Annotated in this window: 21 protein-coding genes; 17 read left to right on the forward strand and 4 right to left on the reverse strand. The window is 33.8% G+C overall.

Features of this window, described 5'->3' with window-relative positions; translation table 11 throughout:
* Window positions 1–18 precede the first annotated feature (18 nt).
* The 3 genes from COO03_RS17090 (at window position 19) to COO03_RS17100 (ending at window position 1,374) form a co-directional block, all read left to right on the forward strand.
* Entirely contained in the window at window positions 19–411 is a 393-nt protein-coding gene (locus COO03_RS17090) for a ribosomal maturation YjgA family protein (RefSeq protein ID WP_097898303.1), read from the forward strand.
* A gap of 105 nt (window positions 412–516) precedes the next feature.
* Window positions 517–738 (forward strand): hypothetical protein, encoded by a 222-nt coding sequence (locus tag COO03_RS17095; protein WP_097898304.1) that lies wholly within the window; start codon window positions 517–519, stop codon window positions 736–738.
* A gap of 15 nt (window positions 739–753) precedes the next feature.
* Entirely contained in the window at window positions 754–1,374 is a 621-nt protein-coding gene (locus tag COO03_RS17100) for a nucleotidyltransferase domain-containing protein (RefSeq protein WP_097898305.1), read from the forward strand.
* 127 nt (window positions 1,375–1,501) lie between these two features.
* On the opposite strand, the gene COO03_RS17105 is transcribed toward COO03_RS17100, so the two are convergent.
* The gene (locus tag COO03_RS17105; protein ID WP_097898306.1) at window positions 1,502–1,822 is read right to left on the reverse strand and encodes a 2Fe-2S iron-sulfur cluster-binding protein; all 321 of its coding nucleotides are present in this window, start codon (window positions 1,820–1,822) and stop codon (window positions 1,502–1,504) included.
* 147 nt (window positions 1,823–1,969) lie between these two features.
* Between COO03_RS17105 and COO03_RS17110 the strand changes: the two genes are divergently transcribed.
* On the forward strand, window positions 1,970–2,668 hold the full coding sequence (locus COO03_RS17110) for an RNA polymerase subunit sigma-70 (RefSeq protein ID WP_097898307.1): 699 nt from the start codon (window positions 1,970–1,972) through the stop codon (window positions 2,666–2,668).
* Window positions 2,669–2,689: 21 nt separating this feature from the next.
* Window positions 2,690–3,271: an ATP-dependent Clp endopeptidase proteolytic subunit ClpP gene (gene clpP / locus COO03_RS17115; protein ID WP_097898308.1), complete on the forward strand. Its 582-nt coding sequence runs from the start codon at window positions 2,690–2,692 to the stop codon at window positions 3,269–3,271.
* A gap of 53 nt (window positions 3,272–3,324) precedes the next feature.
* Here the strand turns inward: clpP and COO03_RS17120 are convergent, their stop codons facing one another.
* Window positions 3,325–4,182, reverse strand: a complete 858-nt coding sequence (locus COO03_RS17120; RefSeq protein ID WP_097898309.1) for a glycine betaine ABC transporter substrate-binding protein — start codon at window positions 4,180–4,182, stop codon at window positions 3,325–3,327.
* Window positions 4,183–4,393: 211 nt separating this feature from the next.
* Here COO03_RS17120 and COO03_RS17125 point away from each other — a divergent pair, with 211 nt between their 5' ends.
* The 8 genes from COO03_RS17125 (at window position 4,394) to COO03_RS17160 (ending at window position 10,546) form a co-directional block, all read left to right on the forward strand.
* On the forward strand, window positions 4,394–5,599 hold the full coding sequence (locus COO03_RS17125; RefSeq protein ID WP_097898310.1) for a quaternary amine ABC transporter ATP-binding protein: 1,206 nt from the start codon (window positions 4,394–4,396) through the stop codon (window positions 5,597–5,599).
* Window positions 5,592–6,431, forward strand: a complete 840-nt coding sequence (locus COO03_RS17130) for an ABC transporter permease (protein WP_097898311.1) — start codon at window positions 5,592–5,594, stop codon at window positions 6,429–6,431. Before COO03_RS17125 ends, COO03_RS17130 begins: the two co-directional genes overlap by 8 nt.
* Window positions 6,432–6,856: 425 nt before the next feature.
* A complete protein-coding gene (locus tag COO03_RS17135; protein ID WP_097898312.1) occupies window positions 6,857–7,153 on the forward strand; it encodes an ArsR/SmtB family transcription factor in 297 nt (98 codons plus the stop codon).
* 202 nt (window positions 7,154–7,355) lie between these two features.
* Window positions 7,356–7,835: an HIT family protein gene (locus tag COO03_RS17140; protein WP_097898313.1), complete on the forward strand. Its 480-nt coding sequence runs from the start codon at window positions 7,356–7,358 to the stop codon at window positions 7,833–7,835.
* A complete protein-coding gene (locus COO03_RS17145) occupies window positions 7,813–8,661 on the forward strand; it encodes a PP2C family serine/threonine-protein phosphatase (protein WP_097898314.1) in 849 nt (282 codons plus the stop codon). Before COO03_RS17140 ends, COO03_RS17145 begins: the two co-directional genes overlap by 23 nt.
* A 3-nt stretch (window positions 8,662–8,664) precedes the next feature.
* Window positions 8,665–9,111 carry an NUDIX domain-containing protein gene (locus tag COO03_RS17150; RefSeq protein ID WP_097898315.1) on the forward strand — a complete coding sequence of 149 codons (447 nt, stop codon included), beginning with the start codon at window positions 8,665–8,667 and terminating at the stop codon, window positions 9,109–9,111.
* A gap of 99 nt (window positions 9,112–9,210) precedes the next feature.
* Window positions 9,211–9,522, forward strand: coding sequence for a DUF4181 domain-containing protein (locus COO03_RS17155; RefSeq protein WP_255257300.1), 312 nt, complete (start codon window positions 9,211–9,213; stop codon window positions 9,520–9,522).
* A gap of 475 nt (window positions 9,523–9,997) precedes the next feature.
* Entirely contained in the window at window positions 9,998–10,546 is a 549-nt protein-coding gene (locus COO03_RS17160; protein ID WP_097898316.1) for a GNAT family N-acetyltransferase, read from the forward strand.
* Between the two features lie 182 nt (window positions 10,547–10,728).
* Here COO03_RS17160 and COO03_RS17165 read toward each other — a convergent pair whose 3' ends face one another.
* The gene (locus COO03_RS17165) at window positions 10,729–11,574 is read right to left on the reverse strand and encodes an oxidoreductase (RefSeq protein ID WP_097898317.1); all 846 of its coding nucleotides are present in this window, start codon (window positions 11,572–11,574) and stop codon (window positions 10,729–10,731) included.
* A gap of 177 nt (window positions 11,575–11,751) precedes the next feature.
* On the opposite strand from COO03_RS17165, the gene COO03_RS17170 reads away from it, so the two are divergent.
* Complete coding sequence (locus COO03_RS17170) at window positions 11,752–12,489, forward strand: helix-turn-helix domain-containing protein (protein ID WP_097898318.1); 738 nt, start codon at window positions 11,752–11,754, stop codon at window positions 12,487–12,489.
* Window positions 12,479–13,081 (forward strand): GNAT family N-acetyltransferase, encoded by a 603-nt coding sequence (locus COO03_RS17175; protein ID WP_170958115.1) that lies wholly within the window; start codon window positions 12,479–12,481, stop codon window positions 13,079–13,081. Before COO03_RS17170 ends, COO03_RS17175 begins: the two co-directional genes overlap by 11 nt.
* Window positions 13,082–13,227: 146 nt before the next feature.
* On the opposite strand, the gene COO03_RS17180 is transcribed toward COO03_RS17175, so the two are convergent.
* Window positions 13,228–14,709 carry a UDP-N-acetylmuramoyl-L-alanyl-D-glutamate--2,6-diaminopimelate ligase gene (locus COO03_RS17180; RefSeq protein ID WP_097898320.1) on the reverse strand — a complete coding sequence of 494 codons (1,482 nt, stop codon included), beginning with the start codon at window positions 14,707–14,709 and terminating at the stop codon, window positions 13,228–13,230.
* Window positions 14,710–14,951: 242 nt separating this feature from the next.
* On the opposite strand from COO03_RS17180, the gene COO03_RS17185 reads away from it, so the two are divergent.
* Both COO03_RS17185 and iscB read left to right on the forward strand, forming a co-directional pair.
* Window positions 14,952–15,728: a DeoR/GlpR family DNA-binding transcription regulator gene (locus tag COO03_RS17185; protein ID WP_097898321.1), complete on the forward strand. Its 777-nt coding sequence runs from the start codon at window positions 14,952–14,954 to the stop codon at window positions 15,726–15,728.
* Window positions 15,729–16,165: 437 nt separating this feature from the next.
* Window positions 16,166–16,923, forward strand: a 758-nt coding sequence (iscB, locus tag COO03_RS17190) for an RNA-guided endonuclease IscB (protein ID WP_179863016.1), incomplete at its 3' end; no start/stop codon positions are given.

Genomic DNA, 16,923 nt, shown 5'->3' on the forward strand with positions numbered 1-16,923 from the left:
GAATGGTAGGATTTCATAATGAGCTATAAACGAAATAGATTACTATATGCAATCTTAACAATAATAGTAGTTATTTTAGGGTTGGCATCAAGAAAATTTGCGTTTTCTGTACCAGCTTTAGTAAATGCATATTTAGGGGATGCGTTATGGGCCCTCATGATTTTCATTGGATTTGGATTCCTGTTTCATAAAATGGAGACCAAAAAGGTAGCATTACTCAGTTTACTATTTTGCTATGCAATCGAAATGAGTCAATTATATCATGCAGAATGGATTGATAGTATTCGAGCAACAACTTTAGGTGGACTTGTATTAGGATATGGATTTTTGTGGAGTGATTTATTAGCTTATACGATAGGGATTGGAATCGGCGTGCTCTGTGAACTCATTTTTCAGAAACATAAAAGCTAAAGGCTGTTTTCGTAAACATTGTTGTTTTTTATAAAATAAAGTTTTTATGTGATTTGGTGTATGATATATATAGAATTATTTTACAGATTAGTCGGAGGTGATTATATGAATTTGCTTAATATCTCTTTTGTGATATTGATAATAGCAGGATTATTATTGGTTGTTTATGGATTACAGAAAAAATCCCAATTATCAATGTTCTTTGGTGGGATGGCTTTCTTAGCACCAATATTTTATTTCATTGGTTGGACTCCCGTTTTACCTTTCGTTGCTCCGATTGCATTGGTAATTTCATATCTTGGGAAGAAAAGAGTAGAGATAGTGTAAGCAGAGGTGAAGGGAATGGATAGTCAATTTATAGAGGAAATAAGAAATTATCTTATTCAAGAATATAAATGCCATTCAATTATATTGTATGGATCATATGTAAACGGTGACTATACAGAAGAAAGTGATATAGATATTGTATGTTTTACAGATGAAGAAAATATGAAAAGTAATGATACGAGTATTGTAGGTAATAAACAATTAGATGCATGGATTTATAAAACAGAGAAAATGGAAGATATAGAAGGATTTCTTCGAATAAGGGGGGGAAAGGTCTTATTAGATAAAAAGGGACTGTGCAAAGGCTTTTTACATAAGATTAATGAATTATTTCAGCAAGGGCCGAAGCAATTAACATTAGAAGAAAAGCATTTTTTACAAAGCTGGATTCAAAAGATGCATCGAAGAGCTCAAAAGGGAGATGTTGAAGGAAATTATAGATATCACTGGTTATTAGTAGATAGTTTATCAATTTATTTTAGTTTAAAAGACATTTGGTATTTAGGACCAAAGCAATCTTTAAAGTGGTTATATGAAAACGAACGCGAAGTGTATGTGCTTTTTGATCGTGTATTAGGGCCTAATGCTGAAACGGAAAATATAAATCAGTTAGTGGAGCATATCATGAACATATAATATAATTGGCCCCCCTTTTGCATGAAGGCTGAAGGGGGGATTTATGATTGGATAACTTCTTTAAAAGAGAAGACCAGCAGCACATTTACCAGCTAAACATTTTAAATTCATTGTAATACGTCTAAAGTTATTCTGCGGGACGGGGTCCAGCGTCTAAACCTGAATTTTCGACTGTTAATACTGGACGAACGGTTAAATCTGTATGTACTCGCATCTGGCATGACAATCGTAAATGATCTTCAATGCCTTTTTCCGTAATTACATTTTTCTCGTCGCGGGTAGGTTCACAAAAATCGCCTGCTATTATTTCAACTCTACAAGTCGTGCATCGAGCTTTCCCGCCGCAACGATGAAGGATTTGAACGCCATTATCTTCAAGTGCCAACACTAATTTTGTTCCTTCTTTCACATCAAATGTACCATTGCCTATAACGGTTAATTTTGGCATGCTTTTGCCTCCTCGTGTAAAATTCTACATAACATATTTATGACCGCACATTCACAAACATAAACATTAAAAATTTTTTCATTAGCCCCGTAACTTTTTGATCTGTTCAATCGTTAATTAAGTAAGCGCTGAAAAGGAGTGGTTATTTTGTGCACAAAAGTAACGCAATTCTTCAAAAATCATATCGATATGAATCATTCAAATATAAACTTTTTAATTGAAAATTATGCAGAGTTAAAAAGGTACTGTACGTTTTTAACAAAAAACAAATGGGACGGTGAAGACCTGGCTCAAGAAACTGTTTGCAAAGTACTTCAAAAATATATAGGTGCAGAACATAAAGAGGTTTGTATTACGCTTCTATATAAAATTGCTCGAAATCAATGGTTGGATCAGATGAAAGCGAAATCGGTTCAAGAGAAATTAAAGCAGCAAATTACATGTGAAGAACCGCATGAAAACATTGCTGATTTGCATGCGATGGGGGGAAGAGTATTATCTTCACTTACTGTACAACAATCCATCATTTTTTTATTAAAGGATGTTTTTCAGTACAGCTTATCTGATATTGCAAAATTATGCTCAATATCAGAAGGTGCAGTTAAGGCTTCATTGTTTCGTAGTAGAAACAGATTGAAAACGGTAAGTGAAGAAGAGGAGATTGAATTGGTTGGGCAGGAGGATGATATTGAGGTAGTTGTAACAGCGATTAGTGAACAAAAACCAGAATTGTTAACAAAACTTCTTCCAACTATTCATTTTACACATCTATCATCAAAGCAGCCCGTGCTATTATTCAATATGAAAAAACCCTCTTCTTGCGATTACATGTTATGCGCGGCTTAAAAAGTAGATGGAGGGATTTTCATGAATGCAATTCCTTATGTTGTAGAACAAACAAAGTTAGGAGAACGCTCCTATGATATATATTCAAGGTTGTTAAAAGATCGCATCATAATGATTGGATCAGAAATTAATGATCAAGTGGCAAGTAGTGTGGTGGCGCAATTATTATTTTTAGAAGCAGAAGATGCGGAAAAAGATATCTTTCTCTATATCAATAGCCCAGGCGGTTCAACTACAGCGGGATTTGCGATATTAGATACAATGAATTTGATTAAGCCAGATGTTCAAACGCTTTGTATGGGGTTCGCAGCGTCATTTGGAGCACTCTTGTTGCTCGGCGGGGCAAAAGGAAAAAGATTTGCGCTTCCAAATAGTGAAATTATGATTCATCAGCCGCTTGGCGGAGCAAAAGGGCAAGCGACGGAGATTGAAATAACAGCGAAACGAATATTAAAGTTAAAACAGGATATTAACAAAATCATATCGGATCGAACAGGGCAACCGATTGAAAAGGTAGCACAGGATACGGAAAGAGATTATTTTATGACAGCAGAAGAAGCAAAAGTGTATGGTATTGTTGATGCTGTAATTGACAAAAAATAATGTGAAATAGGGCAGAGAATGTTATATTCTCTGCCCTATTTTTGAGTAGTAAATTAATCCTTTATCCACCCATCCACTAATGCCTGATTCTTTTTAATCCATTTTCGCGCAGCATCTTCAGGATCCTTCGTTTTATTTAACATTACCATTAATGTACCAAGCTGTTCATCATTCATTTTCCATCTATCAAAATATTTCACAATTTCCGGATAATCTTTTTCGAAACCTTTTCGCACAGAGTAATAAATGTCGTCTTTTTCCCCATATACTTTCTTAGGGTCCTTTAAATATTTTAGGTCAAATTCTGAAAAGCCCCAGTGTGGATTCCAAAGCGTTACAACGATTGGTTTCTTTTGCGTATATGCTTTTTTTAGCTCACTCATCATTGCTGCTTCTGAAGATTGGACAAGTTTCAGCTTTATATCATATTCTTTCATTGCTTTATCGGTTAAATTCATAAGGCTGCTACCAGGTTCAATACCGACAATTTTATTATTTAATTCATCTTTATGGGCATTTAAATCCTCGATACTGTTAATGTCCTTCATATAAGAAGGGACGATTAAGCCTAGCCCAGTTCCTTCATACCATTTTGATTTTAAAACAATGTCATTTTTATACCGATCATTTAATGGTTTATCAGTAACAGGGAGCCATACTTCTAAGTTTGCATCTACATCGCCGCGAGCAACACCGGTCCAAATCGCAGCTTTTTCTAAATACATGAGTTCAACTTTGTAGCCTTTTTGTTCTAATAAAATTTTCCACATATTTGCAGCCGCAATATTTTCCTTCCAACTTGTTACACCAAGTTTAATTTTTCCTTTTATATTTGCATTTGTTGCATTACAAGAGGTAATAATCATACCGATGAATAACAAAATGCATATAAGCCATATTTTTCGTTTCATTGAAAGCCTCCCGTTTCATAAATAGAAAATTTCTTTTTATCGGAATGTGTGTATTTCATTTTGTATAGCATTGCTAAATCTATATGCGAACCTTCTTATTATGAACGGAAACGAAGATTTTAAAAAAATCTTATAGGAGTAATTTCTATGTAATATTTCTGTTTAAAATCGCTACACTATGTGAATAGATGGGCAGAAAAGGAGTCGTTATATGGAAAATACAAAAGTTCGTGTTGAAAACGTAACAAAAGTATTTGGAAAAAATCCTCAAAGAGCAGTTGCGTTATTAAAAGAAGGAAAAAGTAAATCAGAAATATTGAAAGAAACAGGGATGAACGTTGGGGTGAAAAAGGCAACGTTTGAAGTATATACGGGAGAAATATTTGTAATTATGGGATTGTCAGGAAGTGGGAAGTCGACTCTAGTTCGGATGTTAAACCAATTAATAAAACCAACAGCAGGTCATATATACATAGATGGAGAAGACATCGCAACGATGGGGAAAGAGGCGCTTAGGAAAGTTAGAAGAACGAAAATGAGTATGGTTTTTCAAAAGTTTGCGCTATTCCCACATCGTACTGTCTTGCAAAATGTTGCCTATGGATTAGAAATACAGGGGGTTCCGGTAGAAGAAAGAGAAGCGAAGGCTCTAGAATCACTCAAATTAGTAGGATTAGATCATCATAAAAATAGTTATCCAGGGCAGCTAAGCGGCGGTATGCAGCAACGCGTCGGTATTGCAAGAGCGCTTACAAATGACCCGGATGTCCTACTTATGGACGAGTCATTTAGCGCATTAGATCCACTCATTCGAAAAGAAATGCAGGATGAATTGTTAGAGCTGCAAGATAAGATGGAAAAAACAATTATTTTTATTACGCATGATTTAGATGAGGCGCTTCGAATTGGTGATCGTATTGCATTAATGAAAGATGGAGAAATCGTACAAATTGGAACTCCAGAAGAAATTATGATGAGCCCTGCGAATGAATTCGTAGAAAAATTCGTTGCGGATGTGAATTTAGGAAAAGTTATTACTGCTGAATCTATTTTGAAAAGACCAGAAACATTATTAATTGATCGTGGACCACGTGTGGCACTGCAAATTATGAGAAATGCAGGCGTGTCTACTGTATATGTTGTAAATAAAAAACATGAATTTTTAGGGATATTAACAGCTGATGACGCAAGTAAAGCGGTTCAAAAACAGTGGCCGATTGCTGATTTACTGCTGAAAGATATTCCACACGTGTATTTAGATACATTACTTGAAGAGACATATGCGAAAATGGCAGAGATGAAGCTCCCATTACCGGTTATTGATGAGCAGAAAAGGTTAAGAGGCATAATCAAACGAGAAAGTGTCATTCAAGCCCTTGCAGGAAATATTGAGGAAGAGGTGAATGACGATGAATAGTATTCCGCGTATTCCTTTAGGTGAATGGGTCGATACGTTTGTAGCTAGTTTATATGCGCATTTTGAAGGGGTATTTAGAGGCTTTTCATACGTCATAGGTGGTTTCGTTGATTTACTTACAAACTTCTTAACATTGATTCCAGCATTTTTAATGATCATCATTGTATGTTTTCTCATTTGGTATACAACGCGGAAAATATCTTTAGTGGTTTTTGCGTTAATCGGTTTATTATTCATTTTAAACATTCACTACTGGGGACAAACGATGCAAACATTAGCGCTTGTTCTTACGTCGGTTATCATTTCCATTATTGTCGGGATTCCAATCGGTATTTTAGCATCACAAAATGAACGGTTTTCAAAAATTTTAAAACCAACATTAGACTTTATGCAAACAATGCCAGCGTTTGTGTATTTAATTCCGGCGATTACATTCTTTGGAGTAGGTGTCGTGCCAGGAATTATTGCATCTGTAATTTTTGCGATGCCACCAACAATTCGCTTTACAGACTTAGGAATTAGACAAGTACCTGAAGATTTAATTGAAGCAGCAAATGCATTTGGTTCTACCGCATCGCAAAAACTATTTAAAGTCCAATTACCACTTGCAACAGGAACAATAATGGCCGGTGTAAACCAAAGCATTATGTTATCTTTATCAATGGTTGTTACAGCTTCACTTGTAGGTGCTCCAGGACTTGGGGTCGATGTGTATCGTTCAGTTACGCAAGTGAATATTGGAATGGGATTTGAGGCTGGACTAGCTATCGTAGTGATTGCGATTATATTAGATCGAATTACACAAGGTTTTCATCGAAAAAGAAGAGAATAAAAAAGCATTCATTATATGAAGGTAGTTACCGGAATGAAATTTTGAATTGAATATAATATGACAAAACATATTTATGCTGGAATTTTATCCCGCTATTTGTGGGTAGTAAGGCTTCCATCTCAAAATTCAGGGAAAGCACAATTGGTGAGAACTGATAATCAGTGGGGAGGCAGAAAACCCCACTGATTAAAGTTTCATTTTACTTCAATGCTCTCTTTTTCACAAAAAATTTCATTATAACTTTAAATGAACTTCATATGAAATACAAATTGAAAGTGTATTATAGGGGTAGCAAATACGAGATAGATTTTATATTTGAATATTTTTATATGAAATAACGAAGAAATTGTGGGATGGCATTATCTTTATAGAAATGCTTTTTATAGACAAAATAAATAAATAGGGTATGAAAAGGAGAGATTCTCATGGCAATGGCAAGTGAAATGAACAAAACTTTAATAACGGAAGAAGATGTAGATATTTTAAAAGTTATGGCGCATCCAGTACGTTTACAAATTGTTAATGAATTAAAAAGTCGAAAAACATGTAATGTATCACAGTTAACTGAGATTTTAGATATTCCACAATCAACTGTTTCTCAACATTTATCAAAAATGAAAGGGAAAGTATTAAGGTCTGAACGAAAAGGATTAGAAATGTATTACTATATTAATAATACAAAGGCAAGTGAGATCGTTGGAATTTTAGGTTGTGTAAATTAATAAAATAATATATCAAAATTCATGCAGAATTTATAAAAAACGAGAAGATTAGAATAAAAAACATCTCTACATCATNNATGATGTAGAGATGTTTTTTTGTGTGAACAGTAAAGTAATATTTGATGATTTCCGAAAACTCTTACTAATCATTTGTTTTTTATGTTATTATAAACTGTAAATTTAAGGAATTAGGGGGATGGAAATGGCTACACAAAGTCAATCTGAAGAAAGCTGTTTTATATGTCAGAAACATAAAGGGGATTTTAAAGTACCAGGTGGAGTGATTTTTGAAGATGATCTCGTATATGTGGGACATGTTTACTGGGAAGAAGAAGAAACGTATCTTGGATATGTAATGATTGATATAAAAAGACATACGCCTGGGCTGGCCGAATTAACAGAAGAAGAGGCGAAAGCTTTTGGCTTAATTACGAGTAGAGTAAGCCGGGCACTTAAAGAATGTGAGGGTGCAGAACATATTTACGCTTTTGTTTCTGGCAATGGAGCCACTCATATGCACATGCATATTATTCCGCGTTATCCAAATACCCCGAAGGAATTTTGGTCACCAACTAAGGTTGCGAACTGGGAAGGTGCACCTCATGGACAAGCAGAACAAATACAAAAATTATGTCAAAGAATTCAAACGTATATGGTAAATGAATATGCATATAACAAGTAATACACAATATTCATGGGTTGGTAATGAGGAAATGTGTTTAGGGGAAATTTCAGTTAAGCAATATGGTGATATAGTACTTGGAAGATATGGCGGCAATATAAGTGCAGGTGCAAAGAAGAATGAAGATGGTGCTTTCGTTTGGTCAAATGGTAATTGGGAATTTGCAATTATATTAGATAGCCACCATAGTGCGGAAAGTGTAGCTTTGGTAATACATACAATACAAAATGAATCTGAAAATATAAAGGTTTTACTAGAAGAACCTATTGAAACAGTATTTCGTTCTATCGAAAATCACATACTTACAATTTTTCAATCCAATTCATTCAAACAGGCGTGTCAACAAGTAAAGGGTGAAACAGCTTGCTTAATATGTGTAAGAAAAGAAAATTATATTTGGTGGTTTTCTATAGGGGATTGTCTTGTTTATGTATTTCATGAAGAGTTACATAAACTAGGGCAGTATATGTTGAATCAACGTCATTTTTATGAATGGATTGGACATGTAAATACATTTTCTTTACCAGTTCCTTGTTATTCATCTGGTATTCGAGAACTGCGTATGGGGAAAAGTAGAATTGTAATGATAACAGATGGTGTACTAGAATGCGGAGAACGTCGTTATGAAAATCCATTCCATTTGTATCAAGATATGTATGAAAATAAACCAAAATTAACAAAATGTGTTCAAAATGTACTAGAGCACGTTCATCATCAGCTTGGACGAGATAGTGCGACAATAATTAGCTGGGATTATGAAAATCGTGCTTATGCTACTTACCCGAGTGATCAACCAGAGAAAATGCGATCTTCAAATAGGAGGTAGGAAATGAAGCGACCTTTATTACGGGCGGAGGCTATTATCATAAACGAGGATCATTCCAAAGCTCTCGTTCAGTGTGACGATCAAGAAACATTTTATCGTTTTCCAGGTGGATCGATTGAGTTCGGTGAGACAGCACGTGAAGCAATTATTCGGGAGTTACTTGAGGAATATGATTTACAAGTTCGAGTAGAAGAATTAGCAATTGTAAATGAGCATATATTTGAAGTTGATGGAGAATTGAATCATCAATGTACGTTTTTTCATTGGTGTAAACCTATAAACCTTACAAATAATGTACTATACCATAAAGAGCATACAAATATTATTTTGGTATGGAAAAGTATACAAGAGTTAAAAGATAAACCGACTTATCCAGAGGGAATTGTTCCTTTGATAGAACAAAAGGGAGATAGTGTAGCGCATTTACTTACTCAAAAAGTATATTCCTAATCAATTGAAACTGAGGGATTGGATATTTTAGAGGAGGGCTATTTTATATTGTGGAAATTTATAATATTAATTGTAATTATTATCGTTTCGTTTTTTCTTTTGGAGAAATTGCTAAGAAAAAAATTACATATACCTAATAAAAATAGATTTATATATAAACCTGTAAATGCTATTCATAAGTGGGGAGAAATTATTATTACAATTATTTATTTAATTACTAGTTTCGTTTTGATTGCTACTATGAATTATATAAATTTGGGTTATTTCATGTTTGCGTTTTTTATTGTTTTACATATGTTTCGGACATTTATGGAATGGAAATTTGATAAAGAATCAAAGGAATATGTAATATCTTTTATAGGGGTTATAAGTTTAATGATTACATGTAGTGTAGTAATTTATTTATTTTAGTTTTTCACCTTATTTGCAGGTAGGACGATTCAAGTTTCAGTAAAGCAATGATACGGTAAAGGTTTTATTGGTGAGAGCTCATAATGATTAGGTGATAAAACCACAATGATTAAGGTTTTATCTTATTATGGAAAGAGAATTATTAAACATTGATTTAAAGGGATGAAGTGCGTTGAATTTTAAAATTTCATGCCTCTAAATAATTGATAGATACTATTAATGAGATTTTAGTTATTGAGAAGTATGGTTTTGTGAGATGTTTTTAATGAAACTTCATTTCCAAGCTATAATAACTGTTTCAGAATAATAAGGTTGTTTGAAAAATAAAATAGTTATTTTTCAAACGCGGTATAAAATACAAATTTTATGCCGTGTTTTATTTATTTTTATATTATAAAAAATAAGAATATTTTGATATTTGTACAGTTAAGAAAAGGGAAGGATTTAAATATTATAGATAAAAGGAGACGATTGTATGCGATATGAACACGAAAAATTAATGATTACAACAAAAAGGCTTATTCTTAGATTATTTCATAGATCCGATGCAGAAGCGGTTGCGACGCTTTGCAATAATTATAATATTTATAAAAGTACATTGTACTTGCCTTATCCGTATAGTTTAGATGATGCATTATCGTGGATGAAAAACCATTACGATAATTTTATAGCGGATAAATCATATGAATTTGCGGTAACAGACAAGGAAACGGGTGACGTATTTGGAGCCATCGCATTATCGAACAATCAACGCTTTAACCATGGTGAAATAGCATATTGGATCGGCGAACCATATTGGGGAAATGGTTATGCGACAGAGGCAGCACAGGCGATTTTACAATTTGCTGTTGAAGAAAAGAAACTACATAAAGTGTTTGCACGATATTTTTCGTCTAACATAGCCTCAGGAAAAGTTCTAGAGAAAATAGGTATGAAAAAAGAAGGTATTTTAAAGGCACATGTCATCAAAGACAGTAAGTATGAGGATTTAGTATATTACGGAATTATTAATGAAAATGATTAATAATTAATATGCGAAATGAAAAAAGAGGGCTATAATTGACGATTCGCCTTCCGAAATTAAACAACTTTAATAACCTTCTATCAGTCAATGTGATAGAAGGTTACTGCATTTCTAGAAACAAAATTAAACAACTGTATTATCTCTACACAATAACAGCTCTATTTGATTAAGAAGATATAACTCTACATCTTCTTAAAACTTCTAAGAACAAGAAACTCCCATAATCTCCACGGAAGAATCTTTTTCGCAACAATCATCCATTTTACGCCTTTTCCAATTGGGTATCGAAGTGTTGTATTTTTTGCTTCAGCAATCGCTACAATCTTTTTTGCAACATCAATTGGATCACCAAATGTATCGCTGCCATTATTAATATGATTCTGTATTTTATTCATATACTCTTTATAGGGAGAGGTAGCTTCTGAATAATTTTCTGCAAGCTCTTTTCCGACTTCCCAAATATTTGTATTATAAGAACCTGGTTCGATTAACGAAACGTCGATTCCAAATGGCTTTACTTCTAGACGAAGGGATTCGCTCCAACCTTCTAATGCATATTTTGAAGAAACATAAGGGGATAAACCTGGAAATCCAACTTGTCCACTAATACTACTTACATTAATGATTTTTCCACTTTTTCGTTTTCGCATATAAGGCAAGATAGTTTGAGTTATCGATATAGCTCCAAATACATTCGTTTCAAATTGTTTGTGGTATTCTTCTATTGGAATTTCCTCTATAAATCCACCACTTGCAAATCCAGCGTTATTGATGAGAAGGTCAATTCGGTTTAATTCTTTCAAAAATAACTGGAATGCATGTATAGATTCCGGATCCGTTACATCTAGCTGATGAATTTTAATATTTTGTTGTAAGTGTAATCCAGCGACTTGAGACAATAATTCGGCTTGTTTATCGAGATTCCGCATTGTAGCGATGACTAAATAATCTTTTTTGGCAAGTTCAAGGGTAGTTAGAAGTCCGAATCCACTGGATGCACCTGTAATAATCGCGATTTTTTTATTCATTTTCCGCTCACTTTCTTTTTTCTTACATCATAACGATTTCCACTTAGAAAATCTATTATTCTCGTAAATCAGAGATGTTGTTTATTTACATATATTTGTGTAAACAGAAAAAGGATTTTTTATTTTGACATTAGGTTAACCCTATAGTTTATATTTGGAATAGAAAAGGGGGATAGCATGAAAGGAACAATTACAATAAATCAATTGGCTAGAATTTTTGACATTAGTCATCATCAAATAAGATATTACGAAGAAAAAGGGCTATTGTTTCCGTCCTATGTTGATAAAAATAAGTACAGAAAATATGCTCTTAAAGAAATTTATCAACTTGCCCAAATACTAATGTTACGAAATTTAAATCTTTCAGTAGCTCAAATTAAGGATATATTTACAACTTACCAAAAAAGTGAATACCTGAATCTATTAAAGGGAAAATCGAATGAAATTATTGATGAAATCAAAAGGTTAACTGAAATTCAAAAATCTATAGAATACCATATGTATAACTTGACAAAAGAAAAGATAGATTCTACAAAGCATGTGGAAAATATCCATTTGAAAAAATTTATTACATTAAGAACAGATGAGAATTTAACTGCAAAAGATGTTTTTGAGATGAAGTTACCAATTCTATTATTTGATAATGATATCTTTTATGTTTTTGAAGAAGATACGTATCACTTATGTATAAAAACAGATGGTAACGCAGATTTTGTTATTAAAGAGGGGATGTATAAATCATTATATATACATGGAGGAACGGATGAGGAATTTGAGGAACAGTTACTTGCTATTGTTGCTAAAGAGAACTTCCTAATATATGCCATAGAATATTCAAATGAAGTTTTTATTAGTGGTGACATTCTTGAATTAGAAATTCTAATGCCGATAAAGGAGGATGAAGGTGATTATTAAAGAAATCGATAAATATGATAAAAACGAAGAAGTTATGCTTTTGAGAGAGTCTTTCATCTCAAAATGGAAGAAAATTTTAGGGACAAATGATAATCAAAAAGTTGATATGTATTTAGAATCATACGATCAAACTACAGAAAAACGTTTTTCAGTGATTGATGGTGATAATGGAATTGTAGGTATTTTTGGAGTGAATGCTTCAAATTTTCCCGAAAAGAACTTTAATAGCGGGAATAAGGATAGGCATTTCCCTTTTTTTAGGAAACTTAGATGGAGATTAGGGATGAGGCTACTTTATACTAGGCCTCAAAAGGATGAACTATATGTAAGCTTTTTGGCAATTAATAAGAGATGTCGTGGTAAAGGATATGGGAGAAAAGTTTTAAACGAAGTAATGAAAATAGCAAAATTCGAAAATAAAAGTACAGTAAAGCTTTATGTGTCTCAAACGAATGAAATTGCCATACACCTGTATCGGCGCTATGGTTTTAAAATACACAACGCAGAAAGGTATTTATTAACAAAATGGTTCTTAGGAGAAGAAAATTGGTTAGTAATGAAAAAGGAAGTAGAGGAAAGCGATTGTAGATAAAATTTCATTGGTCTTCGTAATATTTGTTCAATGATAATTTTAAAACTTGAGGGTTCGGATTCCCTCAAGTTTTTTTGTAGGCGAATTAGTATACAATTCTAATTACGGCTAATATGCTAGTATAGATTTCTTGATCACAAAAGAAATTATTTTATTTCAAAAAGAGCTTTTCGTGCTACTTTTTTATCATCAAAGTGCACCGTTTCATCTTTTAAAATTTGATAAGTTTCATGACCTTTACCAGCTATAAGCACAATATCATGAGGCGCTGCCATTTGAATTGCTTTTTTTATCGCGTTCTCCCGATTAACTTCTAATTCATATTCGGAACTATCGTATTCTAACATTCCTTTTTCGATGTCTTTCATAATGATGAAGGGATCTTCAGAACGAGGATTATCAGAAGTTATAAAGACATAATCACTGTATTTGCATGCAATACGTCCCATAATAGGTCTTTTATTTGTATCTCGATTGCCACCACAGCCAAATACAGTAATGATTTTTCCGGTAGAAAACTCGTTTAGCGTAGTAAGTACATTCTTTAAGGCATCAGGCGTATGAGCATAATCAACTAATAAGAGAAAATCTTGTCCTTCATTAACTATTTCCATTCTCCCATTTATATGATTGATATGGGCTAGACTTTGACGAATTGCTTCTAATGGAATCCCTTCAATTAATGCAGATGCGATTGCGGCTAACGCATTATAAACATTAAATCCCCCTACTAATTTAATGTTTATTTCGATGTCTCCTTTAAAAGTAGCAGCTAAAAATTCAATTCCTTTTGAACTTAATTTTATATTTTTAGCGGCAACATCTGCTTCGTTTTCTATTCCATACGTGATAATTTCTGCAGAAGTAATTTTTTGAAAATAAGGTGCAGCCGGATCATCGATATTTATAACAGCAAATTTTTTATTTGTGCTGGAAAATGTATTCCCTAACCTAGAAAAAAGAAGGCCTTTTGTCTGCTTGTAATCTTCAAATGTTCCATGATAGTCTAAGTGATCTTGAGTTAAGTTAGTGAAAACAGCTGTTTTAAAATCACATCCCATAGTTCTTCCCATATGTAGTCCTTGTGATGTTACTTCCATAATGCAGTAATCGGTTTCCTGATTCTTCATTAACCTTAAGTTTTTTTGTAAAATTGGTGGTTCTTGTGTATTAATGTCTGTAGGGTACATATTTTCCCCAATTTTTATCCCGTTGTTTCCCATTAGGCCTGTACGGTATCCATAATCTTTTAGAATTTTTTCAATTAAATAAGAAGTTGTTGTCTTGCCGTTCGTTCCAGTAATACCCATTATATTCATTTCATGAGAAGGATAATGATAAAAATGGGATGCTATAACGCCCATAGCGCGCCTAGCATCTTTCACAAATATCTTTGGAACATTGACATTTACATCTTTTTCAACCAGTAATGCTACAGCGCCATTTTGAACTGCCTCTTCAGCAAATAGATGCCTATCTGCAAGAAAACCTTCTATACCTGGAACACAAATAAACAAATTTCCCTTTTCGATTTTTCGAGAATCCATTTGTAGGCCAGTAATTTCTATATCCATATTCCCGGTAGTCTTTTTGTTAAAAAAAAGATCTGCAATTTCTTTTAATTTCAAGACAAACACCTCATATATTCAAAGTCTATTTCATTATAACTCTATTTTATTGTAAATTATTTAAATTCTGAAAATAATCCATGTGTATACTTAATATTCATGAAAAAAGTTAGATGGACCAGAGATATTCTTGATAAAAGATGAAAAAACATGAAGTTAAAATATTGTAAAACAGAATAAACATGAATATAATGGTAATTGAAAGATTGAATTTTCTGATTTTATTTTTAGGAGGGGTTATTATGTTCACAGAAGAAAGAAGGGGAAAAATTTTAGAGTTACTTAAGAAAGAAGGAAGAGTGATTGCGAAAGATCTCGCTGAAATGTTTGAGATGTCTATTGATTCCATTAGAAGGGATCTTTCTATTATGGAAGAGAAGGGATTACTGAAAAGAACGCATGGAGGGGCAATTGAGTCTTCAAAAGTTAGAACTCTGCCTGCAACACCATCTAAACGTTATGGAGAAGGATCAAAATATGATAACGCAATTGCAAAGGCGGCTGCTTCCTTCATTCAAAAGGGGGATTCAGTATTTATCGGTGGGGCTTCGATTCATTACACCATGTTAAAATATTTACCTAACACTCATTTTACAGTCGTTACAAACTCCATGAAAATAGCTGACACGTTAAAAGAAAATGAATTTATTGACACGTATTTAGTTGGTGGGAAAGTAAAGTCTTCTGGAAATATAACAGATTCGTTAGCGTATGAATTCATACAACAATTTTCAATTGATCTTTATTTTTCAACAGGTGGAGGAGTTTCAATAAATGGTATAAGTACAGCAACACCGGAAGTAGCTAGTTTTGGTAAGGCTGTAAGCGAGATTTCGCGAAGAAATATTTGTTTAGCCCCTCATTATAAGCTTGGTGTAGAGTACTTTGTGAAAGGAGAATCGCTTCGAGAAATTGATCTTTTGATAACAGATGAAGAAGCAAATGAAGAAACCATTCAACAAATTGAAAATAAAGGTATGAAAGTGCTAGTGGCAAAATCTAGTGAGGAAAAAGAATGAGAAAGGTAGCGTTGTATTGTAAAAAAACAAGAAAATAGACCGAATCCTTTGCGCCAGGCGGTCTATTTCCTCTAAGTCATAGGGAGTCGTTGGTAGCGACTCCTTTATTTATTATATGCTTATTAAAGGATTTTTAAAAGGGACAGAGAACTACTGAATAGTAGGTATGTATAGTTGTCAACTACCCACCACTTAAACGCTAACACGTTTTGAAGTGGGGGCTTGTAAAAAGCCCTGGTTGTCTAGCCTTAGTCTTTCGTGGACTCCGTTCGTAGGTTGCATACCCAAGAATGATTCCCTAGTTCTTGGCTCTATGGTGGCTCTGTAACAGTTCTGATTGGGAAGGAACGATCAACCACAAGCCTTCTTGTATAAGAGAAGTTGCCAACACCTACAAACATTGGCGGAGGGAAACAAACTCTTAGGAGGGACAAAACATGCGTGTATTTGTCAAGAATGTAAGAGGAGAACCGCTTATGCCTTGCAGGAATCGCAAGGCACGGCTTCTTCTCAAACAAGGAAAAGCAAAAATTGTGACGTACACACCATTTACGATTCAACTCCTATACGCCACTGGTGAAACGGTGCAATCCGTTGCAATTGGCGTTGATAGCGGAGCGAAGTATATTGGTATTGCGATTACTACTGCAGATAAAGTGCTAGCAAAAGGAACCATCCAGCTGCGTCAAGATGTCAAAGAAAATCTTATACTAAGAGCTACATTACGCAGAGGGAGAAGACAACGAAAAACAAGATATCGAAAAGCACGTTTTCTCAACCGAAAAAAGAAAGAAGGATGGTTACCACCATCGATTCAAAGCAGAGTGGATAACCAAATTCATTGGATTGAAACATTTCGCTCATTATTACCATCTCCAAAAGTGATTGTTGAAGTAGGAAAATTTGATGCACAAAAGCTGAAAAACCCCGATATACAAGGGATCGAATATCGACAAGGAGATGCCTTTGGCTTTTGGAATACAAGATATTACGTATTTGCGAGAGATAACTATACGTGTCAAATTTGCAAGAAAAAAGGTGGCATTTTGCATACGCATCATATCATTGAACGATGCAATGGTGGCTCTGATATGGCAGAAAATCTTGTAACTGTACATGAAGAATGTCATGAAAAGTTACATCAAGGGAAGATAAAACATCGTTTTCCAAAGCCGAAACAATATAAAGAAAGTGC

This window comes from Bacillus sp. AFS098217 (genome assembly GCF_002551815.1).
GTDB lineage: Bacteria > Bacillota > Bacilli > Bacillales > Bacillaceae_G > Bacillus_A.